Source organism: Natronogracilivirga saccharolytica (genome assembly GCF_017921895.1).
Taxonomy (GTDB): Bacteria; Bacteroidota; Rhodothermia; order Balneolales; family Natronogracilivirgulaceae; genus Natronogracilivirga; species Natronogracilivirga saccharolytica.
The window spans coordinates 209,233-225,456 of record NZ_JAFIDN010000002.1; the positions used below are offsets into that span (position 1 = coordinate 209,233).

17 protein-coding genes and 2 tRNA genes are annotated in these 16,224 nt (G+C 50.5%); 9 read left to right on the forward strand and 10 right to left on the reverse strand.

Features of this window, described 5'->3' with window-relative positions; translation table 11 throughout:
- Nucleotides 1-4: 4 nt before the first annotated feature.
- The 5 genes from NATSA_RS03165 to priA all read right to left on the reverse strand — a co-directional run bounded on the left by NATSA_RS03165 (nt 5) and on the right by priA (nt 6,401).
- Nucleotides 5-751, reverse strand: coding sequence for a M48 family metallopeptidase (locus tag NATSA_RS03165; protein WP_210510341.1), 747 nt, complete (start codon nt 749-751; stop codon nt 5-7).
- A 14-nt stretch (nt 752-765) separates the two neighbouring features.
- Nucleotides 766-2,019: a tetratricopeptide repeat protein gene (locus NATSA_RS03170; protein WP_210510343.1), complete on the reverse strand. Its 1,254-nt coding sequence runs from the start codon at nt 2,017-2,019 to the stop codon at nt 766-768.
- A 29-nt stretch (nt 2,020-2,048) separates the two neighbouring features.
- Nucleotides 2,049-2,978 carry a pseudouridine synthase gene (locus NATSA_RS03175; RefSeq protein ID WP_210510345.1) on the reverse strand — a complete coding sequence of 310 codons (930 nt, stop codon included), beginning with the start codon at nt 2,976-2,978 and terminating at the stop codon, nt 2,049-2,051.
- A gap of 72 nt (nt 2,979-3,050) precedes the next feature.
- Nucleotides 3,051-3,803 (reverse strand): SMC-Scp complex subunit ScpB, encoded by a 753-nt coding sequence (gene scpB / locus NATSA_RS03180; RefSeq protein WP_246481659.1) that lies wholly within the window; start codon nt 3,801-3,803, stop codon nt 3,051-3,053.
- Nucleotides 3,804-3,932: 129 nt separating this feature from the next.
- On the reverse strand, nt 3,933-6,401 hold the full coding sequence (priA, locus tag NATSA_RS03185) for a replication restart helicase PriA (protein ID WP_210510347.1): 2,469 nt from the start codon (nt 6,399-6,401) through the stop codon (nt 3,933-3,935).
- A gap of 211 nt (nt 6,402-6,612) precedes the next feature.
- Between priA and NATSA_RS03190 the strand changes: the two genes are divergently transcribed.
- The 3 genes from NATSA_RS03190 (at nt 6,613) to NATSA_RS03200 (ending at nt 7,914) form a co-directional block, all read left to right on the forward strand.
- A tRNA-Arg gene (locus NATSA_RS03190) sits at nt 6,613-6,686 on the forward strand.
- Nucleotides 6,687-6,721: 35 nt separating this feature from the next.
- Nucleotides 6,722-6,795: transfer RNA gene (locus tag NATSA_RS03195), tRNA-Arg, on the forward strand.
- A gap of 279 nt (nt 6,796-7,074) precedes the next feature.
- Complete coding sequence (locus NATSA_RS03200) at nt 7,075-7,914, forward strand: hypothetical protein (RefSeq protein WP_210510349.1); 840 nt, start codon at nt 7,075-7,077, stop codon at nt 7,912-7,914.
- A 28-nt stretch (nt 7,915-7,942) separates the two neighbouring features.
- Here the strand turns inward: NATSA_RS03200 and NATSA_RS03205 are convergent, their stop codons facing one another.
- From NATSA_RS03205 to NATSA_RS03225, 5 genes are all read right to left on the reverse strand, one after another.
- Nucleotides 7,943-8,341 carry an HI0074 family nucleotidyltransferase substrate-binding subunit gene (locus NATSA_RS03205; protein ID WP_210510351.1) on the reverse strand — a complete coding sequence of 133 codons (399 nt, stop codon included), beginning with the start codon at nt 8,339-8,341 and terminating at the stop codon, nt 7,943-7,945.
- Nucleotides 8,329-8,634, reverse strand: a complete 306-nt coding sequence (locus tag NATSA_RS03210) for a nucleotidyltransferase family protein (protein ID WP_210510352.1) — start codon at nt 8,632-8,634, stop codon at nt 8,329-8,331. Before NATSA_RS03210 ends, NATSA_RS03205 begins: the two co-directional genes overlap by 13 nt.
- A 222-nt stretch (nt 8,635-8,856) precedes the next feature.
- On the reverse strand, nt 8,857-9,342 hold the full coding sequence (locus tag NATSA_RS03215) for a CopD family protein (protein WP_246481681.1): 486 nt from the start codon (nt 9,340-9,342) through the stop codon (nt 8,857-8,859).
- Between the two features lie 178 nt (nt 9,343-9,520).
- Nucleotides 9,521-10,249 carry an iron-sulfur cluster repair di-iron protein gene (gene ric, locus NATSA_RS03220; protein ID WP_210510356.1) on the reverse strand — a complete coding sequence of 243 codons (729 nt, stop codon included), beginning with the start codon at nt 10,247-10,249 and terminating at the stop codon, nt 9,521-9,523.
- Between the two features lie 126 nt (nt 10,250-10,375).
- A complete protein-coding gene (locus NATSA_RS03225; RefSeq protein ID WP_210510357.1) occupies nt 10,376-11,020 on the reverse strand; it encodes a helix-turn-helix transcriptional regulator in 645 nt (214 codons plus the stop codon).
- A 319-nt stretch (nt 11,021-11,339) separates the two neighbouring features.
- On the opposite strand from NATSA_RS03225, the gene NATSA_RS03230 reads away from it, so the two are divergent.
- From NATSA_RS03230 to NATSA_RS03255, 6 genes are all read left to right on the forward strand, one after another.
- A complete protein-coding gene (locus NATSA_RS03230) occupies nt 11,340-11,804 on the forward strand; it encodes an RrF2 family transcriptional regulator (RefSeq protein WP_210510359.1) in 465 nt (154 codons plus the stop codon).
- A gap of 22 nt (nt 11,805-11,826) precedes the next feature.
- Nucleotides 11,827-12,300, forward strand: a complete 474-nt coding sequence (locus NATSA_RS03235; protein WP_210510361.1) for a c-type cytochrome — start codon at nt 11,827-11,829, stop codon at nt 12,298-12,300.
- 63 nt (nt 12,301-12,363) lie between these two features.
- Complete coding sequence (gene nosZ / locus NATSA_RS03240) at nt 12,364-14,334, forward strand: Sec-dependent nitrous-oxide reductase (RefSeq protein ID WP_210510363.1); 1,971 nt, start codon at nt 12,364-12,366, stop codon at nt 14,332-14,334.
- A gap of 137 nt (nt 14,335-14,471) precedes the next feature.
- Complete coding sequence (locus NATSA_RS03245) at nt 14,472-15,056, forward strand: hypothetical protein (RefSeq protein WP_210510364.1); 585 nt, start codon at nt 14,472-14,474, stop codon at nt 15,054-15,056.
- 1 nt (nt 15,057) lies between these two features.
- A complete protein-coding gene (locus NATSA_RS03250) occupies nt 15,058-15,690 on the forward strand; it encodes a hypothetical protein (RefSeq protein WP_210510365.1) in 633 nt (210 codons plus the stop codon).
- 45 nt (nt 15,691-15,735) lie between these two features.
- Nucleotides 15,736-16,224: a nitrous oxide reductase accessory protein NosL gene (locus NATSA_RS03255; RefSeq protein ID WP_210510366.1), complete on the forward strand. Its 489-nt coding sequence runs from the start codon at nt 15,736-15,738 to the stop codon at nt 16,222-16,224.

Here is a 16,224-nt window from a genome sequence, read left to right on the forward strand (position 1 = left end):
GTCCCTATATATCATTGAAGATGATGTCCGAGTGCTCCCGGATCCATGATTTGGCCTGATCAACACCGGGATAATAATCCCTGACAGTTTTCCAGAAGGCTTTGCTGTGATTAAAGTGCTTCAAGTGGCATAGCTCATGGATAATGATATAGTCACGGATAGTAGCGGGACATTTGATCAGGCGCCAGTTGAGTGAAATGGTGCCACGGGATGAGCAGCTGCCCCACTTGGTTTTTTGATTTCGGATGGTGAGTCCGCCAGGCCGGAATGGCAGACGGTCCGCATGCCGGTAAAATGCCTCCTGCAATTCATTCCTGGCCAGTTTGCGATAAAATGCAAACACCGTATCGGAGTCGGGATAAAGAAGATCAGATGATGCCGCCGCAGCCGGGTATTGGTAAACCACCGCCCGGTCATGTTCGACCAGTGAGGGTTTGCGAAGATTGCGGACCGGAAACGGGTTGACCGGCTTCCGCTCTCCCCGAAGCAGCAAAGTACCCCTGGCTGCTTCCTTCAGTTTGGCAAGATGGTCTGACTTTTGCCGGTTCTTTCTGCAAACCTTTTTAATCCAGTCAGATTTATTCCGCACAAAGTCAGCAACTCTGGAAAAAGGCACGCCGGATGGAGCGGAAACCAAAATGCCGTCATCTTTAATCCGGATTCTGATCGTCCGCTGATGTTTTCTGCGGATGACCTTGAGCGGCGGGGCTTCGGCCGGCAGTACTTTTTCCAGAAGATGCGGTTCTGTCATGAGGTATAGGAAATCTATTTTAAATTGTATCTGTTCAATGCCTTGCGCGACTCTTTGGAATGCATGTGACCGGTATCGGGAGTCGCTGCCCGGCTGAAATAGAACCGGGCCATTTCCCGGTCACCGGACCGCACTGCCAGCTCCCCGAGATAGTACAGGGCCGTCAGAAGATTGCCGCGTTTAGCAAATGGCTGCAGCTTCTCCGATTCAGCCAGTGCCTTCTTGAGGTCTTCCTCCGCTGCAGCATAGTCAAAATAATAATAGTGTATTCTGCCTCTGGTCAAATACATTTCTTCTCGGAGCACACTCATTTCACTGTTTTGAACATCCCCGGCAAATGCCAGGCTTTCCCGGATGGCTTCAAGAGCATCATCCTTCATATTGGTCCGGAAAAGAGAGCGCACATAAAGCCGGCGGTAGTAAGTGTTTCGGGGATACTGCTCATAAAGATGTTCAAGATAGCTCAGTGCGGTGTCAGGCTTGTCTTCAAAGTGCAGATTGATGTGGCCAAGAAAAAAAATAGCCTCAGGCCCGAGGAATATGCTGTTTTGTGATGCCTTTTCGAGCATTTGCAGCCCCTCCTCCCGGTCGCCGCTTGGCAGCATCCATCGCAGTGCCCTTGCCAGTGAATATTCCTCGACGAGGAAAGCAGAAAAATAACGGTACATGCCGATCCCGAAGTTCAGATCCGGGATATCCGGATGGGTTTCTTCGATGTGGAAAAAGTCCCTCAGTGCCCTTCTGCCGTTCCGGAAGCTGCGGTACCAGCGTTCGCGATTAGAATAATACCGGGCAATCTGGCCATACATAACCGACCGGACAATCCGCGCATCCAGATAATCTTCATCCTCATCCAGAAGCGTATCACAATAATCTACAACCTTCTGGGCAGCATCAAAAAAGTCGTCGTCATGTGATTTGTTTTCAAGATCAATCAGCACCGGCCACCAGGCATCCATTGCTTCCCACATTGGCCAGACGGGATGATCGGGATACCGCTCCTTCCATGATGAGAGCAGCGCCATGGAAGCGTCGAAGCGGCGGTTGTACAAAGAGTCGATTGCTTGGCGGGCATCTGAGATAAACGCATCATCAAGGAGCAGGGATCCGGTAGTTCCGGCGCCTGATGACACCCCGCGGCCTGGTTCCGCGGAAGCCCGGACAGAAAGTGACAGGCAGACTGACAGGATTATGGCAGCAGCAAGGGATTTGCCGGTGGCCCCGTTACTCCCGGCGGCAAATGTTGTTGAAAACAGTGTGCCATTCATTGGTTCAGGCAAGCGAGCTTGTTTAAGCGTCAGGATCGCTCCAGGTGTTCAAGAGGCAGCAGCCTCACCATTTTGCGCAGCTCGTTGATCTCCTTTTTTTTCAGATTGCGCCACCTGCCGGTGCGCACCCCTTTTTTCTGAATCGGACCGTATCCGACCCGGTCAAGTGACAAAACTTCTGCGCCAAGGGATTCTATCATTCTGCGCACCATTCTGTTGCGACCTTCATGCATCCTGAGGGTAACGACATTGATATATTCCGGATGCCGGGAAACACGGAAGGCTTTGGCAGGACCATCATCCAGCTCCACCCCCGTCCGCAGCATGGACAACTCGTCGTCCGTCAGCTCACGATTGGTCTCCACTTCATACACTTTGGGGACCTTATAGCTCGGATGCATAAGCCGGTTGGCAAGATCGCCATCGTTTGTCAGAATGATGATGCCGGTAGTATTCCGGTCCAGCCGCCCCACAGGATACAATCTCATGCCCGTGGCATCTTCGACCAGATCCATGACGGTTCTGCGCCCTTTCTCATCACTGGTTGTGGTGATGGTGTCACGGGGCTTGTTCATGACGATGTAGACAAAGGGTTCGGGCTCAATTTTCTGGCCTTCAACCGTGACGCGGTCGTCGGGACTGATCTGCTTGCCCAGCTCGGTGCAAACGGCACCGTTAACTCTTACTTTGCCCTCGGAAATGTACGTGTCAGCATCCCGCCGCGAGCAAATACCGGCATGGGCAATGTATTTGTTGAGCCGGATTTTCTCCTTATCCGGTGACGATCCTGACGGCGACGAGGGTGCCATTGAAGAGGGCCTCGTTGACGAAGGTGCTCTTTTGGAGTCAGCCCGTGACCCGGCTTGCCGCGCGCCCCTGTTGTCGTGACCGCCCTTTTTGAAGGACCGCGATGGTTTTCCCCGCTTTCCGGGCTCTTTTTTTGATCTGCGTTCTTTCACAATATGATTATTATTCGATTTCTGTTTTCTGCAGGATGTGCACGATGGCGATAATCAGTACGCATCGATACGTTACTCATCCTTTGCATCCGGATTTTCCTGATCGCCTGAGTCACCATTTTCAGAACCATTTTCCGGCGGATCCTGCGAACCGTCTTCTTCCGGGAACGCACTCTCATCCGTCTCATTTTCCGGAGGCCGCAGCTCGGATTTCAGTTCAAGCATAAGCTGCCTGTGTTCAGCCATATCATCATCCTTGAGAATTTCCTCAATTTCACGTGGCTTAGGCAGCTCATCAATTGAATTAATTCCAAAATGCTGCAAAAAAATGGTAGTGGTCCGGTACAACAGCGCCCTGCCGGGACCCTCGTAACGGCCGGCGACCTCTATCAATTGCTTTTCAAGAAGCTGGCGCACGATATATCCGGAATCCACACCACGTATGTGATCAATTTCGGGCTTGGTGATCGGCTGCCGGTAGGCAATGATTGCCAGGGTTTCGACTGCAGAGGGCGAAATCTTGCGTTTGGCATTCTGATGCTGGAAATGTTCGAGCCAGGTATGAAATTTGGGTTGCGTCGCAAAGGTATACCCGCCTCCCTTTACCTGTATGGTAAATGCACGCCCCTGTTCTTCCAGCTCTGAATTGATTTCATTGATCACATCGGCGACTTCATCCTCTCCTATGGGAGGAGCCAGCTCCGTGCCGGTGATAATCCGGGCAATTTCATCGGCCGTCAGAGGTTTTTCTGCAGCAAAAATAATGGCCTCGATGATCGCTCCGAACCGCTGGCCGTTGATTTCCGTATCTTTGAGCACTGTCATGGAATGGAAATACCTGTTTTTTTTCCTTTATCCGTTTTTAAATAACGAAACGGAACTAAACAGCAATATTACTAATAAATCGATCCATTTTATAATGCCATTGCATCCGGCGGCAAAGCGAGATGCCGGTCAGTGCATGGTATCCACATTTACCGTGATGCGCACCTTGCCGGAAGAAGCGGGCTTCTCTTTGTCATATGCTTCAAATGCCCGGTCAAAAACCCGCTCAATAAACTGACCGCCCTTTTCGGGATGTAGTTTGATGTGGGCCTCCCAGGAGTAGATGTTGTTCATTCGCTCAATGGCGGACGGCGAAGGCCCCATCACAGTGCCATTATGAAGCAGGCCGGCCAGAATACCGGTAAACGTTTCGGCGACGCGCGCCACCATTTGCGGATCAGCTGACCGGAAGAATACTTTTGCAAGCCGTGAGTAGGGCGGATAATCAAGGTTTTTCCGGCTCATCATTTCCTGTCGTGCGAATCCGGGGAAGTCGTGACTGCGGGCAAAACGAAGGGCACTGTGATCCGGCATCAGTGTCTGCAGAAAAACCTTTCCGGGCTTGCTGCCCCGCCCGGACCGTCCGGCCACCTGGCTCAGCAGCTGGTACATCCGCTCTGCGGACCGGTAGGATGGAAACGCAAGTTCCGTATCCGAGTTGATCACTCCGACCACGGTGACATTGGGAAAATCAAGTCCCTTGGCAACGATCTGGGTTCCCATGAGGATGTCCGCATCCCCCCGTCCGAACTTCTGAAGAATGTTGTCGTGGGCGTTTTTTCCGGAGGTGGTGTCCTGGTCCATGCGAAGGATGCGGGCGTCCGGCAGCACTTCACGAAGTTCGTCCTCTACCCGTTGCGTCCCCATTCCCAGCTCACCGATCGATTCGCTGTCGCAAGATGGGCACTGGCGGGGCATCAGCCGGCTGTATCCGCAGTAATGGCAGCGCAGGTGCCGTCGGGAGCGGTGATGTGTCAGGGATACCGAGCAATGCGGGCACTCCAGCACCTGGCCGCAGTCTTCGCATTGAATGAAGGTTGAAAAACCGCGCCGGTTGTGCAGCAGAATGATCTGCTCCTTTTTTGCAAGCGCCTCTTCCACGGCAAGAAACAACGGAACGGCAAGCGGGCCCCTCATGGCGCTGCGGTACTGCTTCAAATCCAGAACGGTTACATCGGGCAGTTCGGCAAGTGCATGGCGGCTTTCCAGTTTCAGCATGCGGCACTTGTCGGTGGCTGCTGCGTTCAGGCTGACCAGGCTGGGGGTGGCCGAACCGGTCATTATGACAGCATCGTTGAATCGTGCTCTCATGATCGCCGTTTCGCGGGCATGGTATCGCGGAGCGGGATCCTCCTGTTTGTAGGAGGAGTCGTGCTCCTCATCGATGATGATGAGGCCGGGGTTTCGGACGGGTGCAAAAACGGCTGAACGGGCACCGATGGCGATGGTCTTTTCCCCCTTCTGGAGTGACGACCAGGCATCAAACCGCTCGCGCTCGCTCAGGCGGCTGTGCAGGACGGCAATTTGGTCACCGAAAATCCGGTAGAAACGCCGCACTGTCTGGGGAGTCAGGGCAATTTCCGGGACCAGTATGAGTCCGCCGCGCCCGCGGGCAAGGGTATCCCGCAGGGCGTGAATGTAAATTTCGGTTTTTCCGCTTCCCGTCACACCATAAAGCAGAAAGCGTTTGTACTCTTCTGCCTCGATGGCTTCACGTACCGGCTCGTATACAGAGGCCTGTTCCTCATTTAATGAGCTGATGGAATCCGGTTCATGGGGAAGTGCCGAAGCTGCCTGATCGGACGGAACTTCCTTTGATGTTACATAACCGGAATCACGGATCCGCTTCCACACATACGGGGTTATTCCGGGCTGAGCGAGGATTTCGACGCGTGTGGCAGGAAGGGGAAGTTCGGCAAGGACTTGCAGCCCCCTGATCCACTTTGGCGGACTGGATGATTCCAGCTCCTTTATTTCTTCCGGAGCCACTTTCCAAGACCAGACCGTCTCCATTTGCGGCTTCATGCGTACTTTGGGTATCTGCCAGATTTCGATCAGTCCTTTTTTGGCAAGACGGTCGATGGCGCGCTCGCCCTTTTTTTGCCACTGGCGCGATATTTCGTTCAACGAAATATCGGTATCTCCGGACAGGTCGTTCAGGAAGTCAAATATTTCGCGTTCGATGCCCCTGGAGGGCGGTTTGTGAACATTCGGCGCCATCCGCACCCGCGGTTCTGCAATAAAATTCATGCCGGCGGGAAGCGCAGCCTGAATGGCTTCACCCAGACTGGAATAGTAGAACCGGTGCACCCATTCGGCAAGTTTAAGAAGCTCATCAGACAGGACAGGCCGGGAATCCAGCGTCCGGATAATGTCTTTGGTTTCAAAATCCGGCGTTTCCTGATGCGTGCGGACAACCATCCCTATGGCCATCTGGTTTTTCAGCGGGACCCAGACGCGCATGCCGGGACGTACCGAACCGGCGGAAACGGAAATTTCGCTGCTGTCATCCATGCCGCACTTAAGCTGATCGGGAATGCGATACGTGAAACAGCGCCTCACGGCTGTCGGAAATGCGATGTCGGCAAAACTGGGCATGGACGGTTGTATAATGGATGACACAAATTGGCCGGGTTGTGATTTTCCGGCTTGCCGGGATTGATCATCCCGGGACGATCGCGATCATCGAATTAAGATCGTGACCGGACTCCAAAGTTACCATTTCTCACTGAACTCTGAGAACAGCAGAACAAATAATTAGCGTGCAGGTGCGTAGTAAAAGTTGTATATTTAAGACTGTTTTTCTGACGCGCCCGTAGCTCAACCGGACAGAGCGTTAGGTTCCGGTCCTAAAGGCTGGGGGTTCGAGTCCTCCCGGGCGTACAGAGAATGAATGTGGTGATATGAAAGCGTAACCTGCGCCCGTAGCTCAATCGGATAGAGCGTCTGACTTCGGATCAGAAGGTTGGGGGTTCGAATCCTCCCGGGCGTACTCCAATCCAATGCCTTGTGTTGCAGCGAAATACTGTGGCGCAAGGCATTTTTTATTTTTGGCCTCGGGTATTATATCATTACAGATATTTAAAAATAAGAGTATAGGGATATAATGCTGTTTTATCTTGTAATATTCGTTGGATTATTGTTGCATTTGATTTCACTGCTCATTAGGATTGCATTTTTACCAAAAGCCTGATTTATGAAATCCGGAGTCTTTTTCCATACAAAGCGAAATAGCCCCTTTGACAAACATTCATCAACCTCAAGGTTTTCTATGAGTATCTGGAATAGCAACAACACTGATTTCTGCAGGAAAAAACTATCGTTTGCAACAGTTTTCATACTTACGGTGACCCTGGCATCATGTGATGTTTCCGACAGTACCGGAGATGATGAGCCCGGTGATGGAATCAGTGACGAAATACGGGAATTTGTGGATGACGGAACCCTTGCTCTGTTTGAGGATAGTTTGGATGTGCCCGTATACCGCGGTAACAGCCCACCGGATATCGAAGCGATTCTGAGCAGCGGAAATCAGGATTTCGGGTCCATGGATATTCAGTTGGATGAAGGCATGGACGGGGTGGCTGTCGTGATGAGTCCGTATGAACTGGATGAGACTTTGGTTCCCAATGACGGTCATGAAGATTTCGATACTTTTGATGATTTATATATACGGTTTTACGACCAGGATATGGATGAACTCGAAATATCCATGGATATGATGCATGCGGATGAAAATGTGTTTGAAGGTGCAGAAGGGTATATCACAGGCGATGAAGAGGGATTTTCCATTTTTGTCGAGCAGGAGTTTGAGCGCAACGGACATACGCAGGTTTATGTAACGCTGTTTTCCGGCCAGGCAACCCCGGATGGCATTGAAGAACCCCATGACTCCTATATTATTTCTGATGACGGAGGAGCGGATGACGGACCTCCGGAAGGAACCGGACGTTCCTATATTGACGCCAACAATTTAGCTGAAACAGAAGAATGGCCGGAGATCAGTGAAGAGCTTCATCAGACCTTTCAGTCAAAAACCCCTGGAGATACCGCTCAGAAAATCGATGAGCTTAATCTGCGGTTTGCGCTGCCGGAGCTGTATGAGCGTTAAGGCCTTGCACGCTTATACTTGTAGGCTTTTAACCTGCTCTGGTTTCATTGGCAAGACGATTCAGAACTTCCCTCATCAAAGCGGCGTACCTGGAATGTTGTTTATAGATTTTATTGGCAATTTCCTCCAGATACGAGTGCGATAAGAGATTGCGGTCATCTATCATTTGAAGAGCGGTTTCTGCCTCCGGGTTACTTAAAAAACCGTTAGAAACAGCTTCACGAATACATTTTTTGGGTGATGCACAATCGACTCCTTCGCGGATCAAAAGCCATGTTTTCAGGGTTTTCCAGAACAATTCAACCGTATATTCAAAGCGCTGCAGGGTGGCATCTCTCAATATGACCGAGTACTCCTCTTTCTGCAAAGCTTCCAGGCTTTGAAGTGCTTTTTCAAAATTTTTCAGGTTTCTCGTCAGTTTTTCCAAAGCAGGATCCCCTCGTTTGTGGCTTTTTCAAGCAGCGATTCCGGCGCATCTTTGTACCAAACGACATCAACATTACGGGTAATGTTAGATTCTTCCAGTTCCTCCCGGAACAGGCTGATACGTGTTCGTTCATCATGATCGGATATAATCAGAAGATCAATATCGGATGACGCTCTCAGTTCATTTTCAACAGCGGATCCAAACAGGTAGCAGCGTACTCCTCCAGCTGTAAAATGCCTTTCAAGAAGTTTTCGAATTGCGCTTTTTTCCTTTTTGGTTAATCGGGTACTCATTTCGGGCTATTAGCATGAACGTCAGTTACAACCCCAATAAATCGCTCTAAAGATCAATATAAGAAATATCCATGTGCGGGTATACACCCGGACACAGCAATTCAGGTTATGAGTTGGCCATAACGAATGCGGTTACTGTAAACCGTAAATATTGAAAAAATAATGGCACGCAAGTTTGATAATCCAAACAAGCCGAAAATGACGGATAAACCGTTAAGGCCGTTAACGAACCAAAGAGACAGCAAGAAATACGATCACTAAACCGAGTAGTAAATTTATTCTTCCGGCCCATTTTGAAGCGGATCGAAGCCTTTTTGTGCGGGGGTGATCGGGAGCGTCATCCATCAGTCTGGCGGCTGCCGGACCGAGCCAGAAGTCGTGTATCCCGCTGACGATCAAAACGAAAGCAAACAGCACGATTTTTTTTCCGATGAGCATTCCGTAACCGGACAGCCAGAACCCGGCCTCCAGAAGGTGAGGAAGCTGGTAGCCCCGGCCCAGCAGGGCCAGGACGCCGGTCAGCAGCAACAGCGGGAACAGCACCCAGCTTAACCGGCTGAAGCGCGTCCCCAGTTCGGTGAACAGAAGGCCTTTTTGGGAGGCCAGACGCCGCCGGGTGGCGGGTACCAGCACGGCAACCGTGAAGAGCATCCCGCCGATCCAGAACATGGCGATGAGCACATGAAAGAAGACAGCCCACTGATACATGGCTTCCAAAATTTATGGAATTGAGATCGATTTATGAATTATCCATGACCGTGTGACAATGAACAGGGCTACAGTGTGACAGTGACCAGGACTGCAGTGAACACTATCAAGCCAGACTGCTGCCACACTGATCACTGACACACCGTACACTGTAAACTGATAAAACTTATAAGTATGATCATCCCTGTGCAAGAAGGGCTTCGGCTTTCCGGAAGAGAATATTGTTTTCCAGATGCACATGCTTGTGCAGATCTTCTTCAAAACCGGCCAGGTTTTGATAAAGTACCTGATAGGTGGTGCAGGCATCCGCAGGCGGTGTGAAATCGCTGCTTAATTCACGGATTTTTGCGATGGCCTCTCCGGCACCGTCATGATCCGACTCCATTTTTTCCAGCTCGGAGCGGAGGGAGACGGCAAGGTCCGGATCGACCGGTTTGCCGCTATCACGAAGTTCGGCCACTTGTTTGATCAGCGGGAAAACAGTTTTTTCTTCGGCCTCCAGGTGGTCCAGTAGTTCGCGGGCCAGATCGACGAAAGTGTGGAATATGGTTATATTCCAGGGATGGCGTTCGCCATGAACTTGCGCCACTTTCTGGGCATAGGCCCCGATTTCATGTACTTTGGTCCGGACAAAACGGTGGTGGGTATTTTCGATGTAATCGATCAGAAAACCCGGGCTCCATTCGCTGTAGTTGTCACCGCCGGAGGGGGCGGATTCGGCCAGCTGCCGTAGTTGCAGTGTCACTTTTTCCGGTTCGATTCCCTTCTTTTCACACGCTTCCTGTACCGAAATCCCGCCTCCGCAACAGAAATCAATGCCGTGTTCCCGGAAAACACCAGCAGCGTGATAGTTTTGGGTGACAATGTCACCTACTTTTTGTTCGGATAGTTGTTCAAGTTGTAACATGGGATGTGTAATTATGAGTGAAATATTATGATTTAAGAGTATGTTATCTTCTAAAGAAGTGTTACGATATTCGCTGTGTTTGGAATGTTGCTGAATTTTTGAACTACTGCTGAGTTATTGCTGAAATCAGTTATCTGGACGATCAATGTGATAAGAGCAGGAGTAATCCCCGTCGGGGATATAGGAAGTCCGTGTGACCTCTCCATCGAACAATTTCCTGTAAAATTCAATTTCCAGTTCACACGGGAGCTGTGTTTCTCCGATAACTGACTGGAACGGGCAATTGCACTCCTTTATGACATAGGCTCCCTGCTGTTTGTCATCCATGCATTCCGGCATGAAGCCTTCTTGCTCCAACACGCTGCAAAGAGCGGAAAGCTGCTTGTCCGGGGAGCCTCCGTTTTCTGTTGCGGCCTCATTCATACGTTGCCGGGCCCTATCAACCCGTTTGCTCCAGAACCGCCTGAAAAAGGAACGCAGCAGTTCCTCCTGGTCTTCCGATTTCAGAAAGTGCAGAAGATCACCCAGCAGCTCCCGCTCTTCGGAGGGAAACCGGCGATGTCCGGCAAGGGTCAGCCCATAACGAAGTCCCGGACGACCCGGACCTGCCCGGCGGTATTCCCTTTCGACCAGGCCGTCGCGTTCCAGCTGCGTTAAATGTTCACGCAATGTCGTTTTGGCCAAACCGGTCTCATCGACCAGCCGGTTGAGCCCGATACAGCCTTTCCGCTTGATGGTTTCCAGAATATGTAATTTGGAGTTGTTTTCCATGATGGGGGAATAATAACCATTCCGGAGTTTATAGTCAATAAAAACGGTGTAAACCGATTATATTATGTAATAAGGATGCGCTATCGCCGATATTGACCATGCGTATAGAGCCGCTTGTGATCTTGCTGATCTGTTGGTTCGGTGTCAACTATCTGCTTTCGGCCCAGGAAAGTGTGGATATCTACTCGTGAAGATTGAATTGTAATCTGTCGGATGATACTCATCATACTTCCGATGATGTCCAAAAAAAACAATATTTTTCTTGACTAGTGGCTCGGAAGATCTTATAATTAAGATAAAATACTCCTAAATACGATATATGCACTTTTCGAAGGCCAGTACATACGGAATCCGGTCGGTTGCTTATATAGCGGCCCACAAAGAGAAGGATGTGGTTTCCATTCGTGAGTTGAGCGAACAGTTGGACATTCCGGCCGCTTTCCTCACCAAGGTTATGCAGCGACTGGCTTCCGGCTATATTGTCAAAACCATGCGTGGCCATGGTGGAGGCGTATCGCTGGACAAGCCGTCTTCGGAAATTACCCTGAAGGAAATTATTACAGCAATCGACGGGGAGGAGGCTTTTGACCGTTTCTGGCTGGGTCTTTCGGAGAAGCACATGGAGCTTGTTCCTGAATTTCGTGCCAAATGGCAAAATCTGAATAATAATATTAGCGATTTTTTTTCTAATACCCGGCTTACCGAATTGTATCCATCAGAGGAAAAATCAGAGCATAAGCCAATTGACTTACCAGCGTCTTTTTTTAATCCCTATTTAAGATAAAATACACTTAAATCCTATTATAATGAAACGAGTATTGATTCTGGCAGCATTACTACTGTTTTCTACGGCGTGCGGAAATGGAGATGAGACGGCGGAAAGAGCCGGTGATGACGCCGCGGCTGAGCTGACCGATTTTGAATTGCAGCACGGTATTGGCCCGATTGATGAACCCCTGGATCTCGGCGAAGTTCAGATTGAACGGGCACGGGCCGGGGCTGAATATTTTGACAGCCGGTGCGCCTCCTGTCACCGGATGGAGCAGCGGTTTGTAGGTCCGGCGTTGGGGCGTGTAGCGGAAAACCGGTCTCATGAATTTGTGATCAACTTCATCCTCAATCCGGAAGAGATGACGCAGCGGCACCCGGTGGGACAGGCGCTTCTTCAGGAGTATATGACGACCATGCCATACCAGAATGTGACCGAAGAGCAGGCTGCTGAAATACTTGATTTCCTGCGTCACTACGCGGATACGGGAGAGGACCTTCGCGAGCAATAGCAACGGGAAAAGTAATATCAAACAACCATTAATCACTTCCTAATAGGAAACATGGAGAACAATATGATACAAAAAACAACAATATGGAAGGTGTCGACGGTTTTACTGGGCATCGGCCTGGTGTCGGTTCTGATGTACGGGTGTCCGTCACAGACCGAGATGCTGGATACGGGGGATGCCGCCCAGCGTGTATATGTCGCACCCGGAGAGTATGATGAGTATTATGCGTTCCTGTCCGGCGGGTACAGCGGACAATTGAGTGTGTGGGGGCTTCCATCCGGACGTATGTTCCGGAACATACCGGTCTTTTCTCAGGATCCGGAGTCGGGTTACGGCTACTCGGAAGAGACCAAGCCACTGCTGATGACCAGTTACGGCTTTATTCCCTGGGACGATTCCCATCATCCCGAATTGTCGCTGACCAACAGTATGCCGGATGGAAGATGGATGTTTATCAATGCCAACAACACCCCTCGGGTGGCACGGATTGATCTTACTTCTTTCGAAACCGTGGAAACCCTGGAACTGCCGAATACCGGCGGTAACCACGCTTCAACATTTGCTACCGAAAACACCGAATATATTATCGGTGCTACCCGGTTCAGTATCCCCTATGATATGGACATGGATGTGCCGATCGATACCTATAGCGAGAATTTTGACGGCTCGCTCAGTTTTATCGGGGTGGATGATGAGACGGGCGAAATGAGTATGGATTTCCAGATTCTTATGCCTCCTTATCACTATGATCTGGGTCGTGCCGGCAAGGGCCCATCGGCCGATTGGGTGTTCTTTACCACCTACAACACCGAAGAGGCGCATACACTGCTGGAGATCAACGCTTCGGAATTTGACAAGGATTACATTGTTGCGGTGAATTGGAAAATGGCCGAAGAGTATGTCCGGGAAGGTCGGGCAGAGACTGTCCCGGCTGAATACTATCACAATATGAAAGACGAAAATACCAGTGTAGCGGTATCCAATGTGCATGATGAGGTGCTGCTCCTGGATCCCCGCGATGCTCCGGATATGATCTATTTTCTGCCGACCCCCAAATCGCCGCACGGTGTGGATATCGATCCGACCGGCGAGTATATCGTAGGTGGCGGAAAACTGGCGACGGTTATTCCGGTGCATTCGTTCAGTCGGATGTTGGACGCGATCGATAATGACGCGTTTGAAGAGATCATTAACGGTATTCCGGTTCTGGAATATGAGTCCACGATTGTAGGTGAGGTGGAAAATCCGGGATTGGGGCCCCTGCATACCGAATTTGACGGTGACGGTCACGCCTATACGTCGGTCTATATCTCTTCCGAAATTGTAAAATGGTCGCTGGAGACGTTTGAAGTGGTGGATCGCATCGACTCCTACTACTCCATCGGTCACCTGATGATCACCGGTGGTGATACCCCGAATCCCGACAAGCGATATATGCTGGGACTGACCAAGACCAGTCGCGATCGTTTTCTTCCAACCGGACCCAAACAGTTGCACCCCGCCCAGCTTTATGATATCTCGGGCGATAGGATGGAAATGCTGCTCGATTTCCCGACGATAGGCGAACCTCATTATGCCCAGGCGATTCCGGCTGATCAGATTCGTGATAATGTCAAACAGATCTATGATCTGGACGCGAATAACCATCCCCATGCTGTCAAACGGACTGCTGATGCTCGTGTGGAACGGGACGGAGATGTCGTTCGGGTCTATATGACCAATATCCGAAGCCATTTCACCCCGGATAATATTGAGGGAATTCGTGTTGGCGACGAAGTCCATTTCCACCTGACCAATATCGAGCAGGACTGGGATATGGTACACGGATTTGCCATCAAGGGGTCAAATAGTGCCGAAGTGCTGATTGCACCGGGTGAGACCAAGACCATTGTATGGCATCCGCAACGTACCGGAATTTTTCCATTCTACTGCACAGCCTTTTGCTCCGCGCTTCATCAGGAGATGCAGGGTTATGTGCGTGTCTCACCGGCCGATACCGATGTTCCTCTGACCTGGAGAACCGGTGAGGATTGATTTTTCGCTATTCGAAATACGGCGTAAACCGTGGACAGGACTGTGACAAGTCCTGTCCTGCTAACTAAAGTTGATAAATGGCTTAGGCATATTTAACGGCCGCAATTGATTACGTATCACAATCAAATAACTATCCCATGAACAGGACCTCCCGTCTCGGATTATTTCTTGCAGCGTTGTTGCTGATTCCGGTTTTTTTCACTCCGATATGGAGCATAACCCTGACCGCCCCGCAGTATCCGGACGGCATCGGGATGTATATCTGGGTGAATGATATTACGGGTCACGAGCGACACGATATTCAGAATATCAATATTCTGAATCACTATGTCGGAATGCAGGAAATAGACCCCGATCAAGTACCGACCCTGGATATTATACCATGGGTTATTGCCGGTCTGATAGCACTGGCTGCCGCTGCAGCCGCCACAGGTTCCCGGTGGCTGGCATGGATCTGGGTTGCCCTGTTTATCATTTCCGGGGTGGCGGGAATGTACGATTTCTACATGTGGGGATACGAGTACGGACATAACCTTGACCCGCGGGCGGCCATCAAAGTGCCGGATATGACGTATCAGCCTCCGGTAATAGGCCGGGAAACGTTGCTGAATATTACGGCACATTCCTGGCCCTATTGGGGCACACTTTGGGTCACACTTTCATTGTTAACAGGCACCGGTGGTCTGTTTTGGGACCGGATTGCCAAAAAGAAAGGTAGATGATATGAATGAAAAGAATGTTGTATGTCAAATTTCAGCATATCTGCCGGTACATCTGCTGGTCATAGTTATGATCATCGGTGTGACCGGATGCGGGAATGCCGATAATGACCGTTCAGATTTTGCGCAAAGCCAACGTTCCGGTGGTGATTCCGCCGAAACCGCGGAGGGTTCTGTTCCGGCATTGTTATCAGAGGTATCGTTGACGACAGACCGCAGCAGTACCCATCATTTCGGAGAGAAAGCGATCACGCTCTTTGGAGAACAGTGTGAATATAGTGGCCGGGAAATCCGCAGTAAACGGTATGGCGCTGTGACCGTGGATGAAGATGGCCGGGTACAGAGATATCGTTCTGTGGAAAGCCTGGTATGGCATATGGCCGAACAGGATCGTGAACCGGAGACCTATCCGTTTGTGGGCATTGTGGATTTTGTTTCAGCGGAACAGATTATGCCGCCGGATGAGTTGATGTATCATCACAGCAAGCTGTTGCCGAGTCCGGGTGGTTCCTGGGTGAGCGCCATGGACCCGGATGCCGATGAAGATTTGCTCTTCAACATCGGAGAAGCTTATCCGGGCACCCGTTACACCTGGGAGGAAATCCGGGAAGTGTTGCGGGATGAAAAACACTTATAGCAGGCGGGTATGTAAAGGTTACAGTTTATGATTGCAATGATGAAAATGAAAAATATACGAGAAATGGAAAAATACGGCCGGTATATATGGACGATAGGAATCGTAATGGTGTTAGCGGCATGTGACCCCGGTCCGCAGGATATTCGAATCGGAGAACAGGAGTGTGACCATTGCCGCATGATGATCAGCGATGAGCGTTTTGCGTCGCAGCTGGTGACCGAACAGGGCCGGCAGTACGCGTTTGACGCCATAGAATGTATGGTGGCTTTTGTGGATGGCGGAGAAGGGCAAAGTCTTGATATCCACAGCCTGTGGGTTCCTGATTTTGAACGGCCCGGTGAGTGGCTTGCGGCTGAGGAGGCGTACTATCTGCAAAGTGATGAGTTGCGCAGTCCGATGGCTCTGAATTTCTCTGCTTATGGGACAAGGGACGAAGCAGAACAGCAAAAAAACCGGTTTTCAGGTTCGGTGATGGAGTGGCACGAATTGGGCGGAAAGGTGCGCGAGGCCTGGTCAAACGGACATCAACATTAA

What these genes read in the sequence shown, in the direction of transcription:
- NATSA_RS03165 (WP_210510341.1), bottom strand. Translation starts at nt 751, where the DNA reads ATGACAGAACCGCATCTTCTGGAAAAAGTACTGCCGGCCGAAGCCCCG.
- NATSA_RS03170 (WP_210510343.1), bottom strand. Translation starts at nt 2,019, where the DNA reads ATGAATGGCACACTGTTTTCAACAACATTTGCCGCCGGGAGTAACGGG.
- scpB (WP_246481659.1), bottom strand. Translation starts at nt 3,803, where the DNA reads ATGACAGTGCTCAAAGATACGGAAATCAACGGCCAGCGGTTCGGAGCG.
- priA (WP_210510347.1), bottom strand. Translation starts at nt 6,401, where the DNA reads ATGCCCAGTTTTGCCGACATCGCATTTCCGACAGCCGTGAGGCGCTGT.
- NATSA_RS03200 (WP_210510349.1), top strand. Translation starts at nt 7,075, where the DNA reads ATGAGTATCTGGAATAGCAACAACACTGATTTCTGCAGGAAAAAACTA.
- NATSA_RS03210 (WP_210510352.1), bottom strand. Translation starts at nt 8,634, where the DNA reads ATGAGTACCCGATTAACCAAAAAGGAAAAAAGCGCAATTCGAAAACTT.
- NATSA_RS03215 (WP_246481681.1), bottom strand. Translation starts at nt 9,342, where the DNA reads ATGTATCAGTGGGCTGTCTTCTTTCATGTGCTCATCGCCATGTTCTGG.
- ric (WP_210510356.1), bottom strand. Translation starts at nt 10,249, where the DNA reads ATGTTACAACTTGAACAACTATCCGAACAAAAAGTAGGTGACATTGTC.
- NATSA_RS03225 (WP_210510357.1), bottom strand. Translation starts at nt 11,020, where the DNA reads ATGGAAAACAACTCCAAATTACATATTCTGGAAACCATCAAGCGGAAA.
- NATSA_RS03230 (WP_210510359.1), top strand. Translation starts at nt 11,340, where the DNA reads ATGCACTTTTCGAAGGCCAGTACATACGGAATCCGGTCGGTTGCTTAT.
- NATSA_RS03235 (WP_210510361.1), top strand. Translation starts at nt 11,827, where the DNA reads ATGAAACGAGTATTGATTCTGGCAGCATTACTACTGTTTTCTACGGCG.
- nosZ (WP_210510363.1), top strand. Translation starts at nt 12,364, where the DNA reads ATGATACAAAAAACAACAATATGGAAGGTGTCGACGGTTTTACTGGGC.
- NATSA_RS03245 (WP_210510364.1), top strand. Translation starts at nt 14,472, where the DNA reads ATGAACAGGACCTCCCGTCTCGGATTATTTCTTGCAGCGTTGTTGCTG.
- NATSA_RS03250 (WP_210510365.1), top strand. Translation starts at nt 15,058, where the DNA reads ATGAATGAAAAGAATGTTGTATGTCAAATTTCAGCATATCTGCCGGTA.
- NATSA_RS03255 (WP_210510366.1), top strand. Translation starts at nt 15,736, where the DNA reads ATGAAAAATATACGAGAAATGGAAAAATACGGCCGGTATATATGGACG.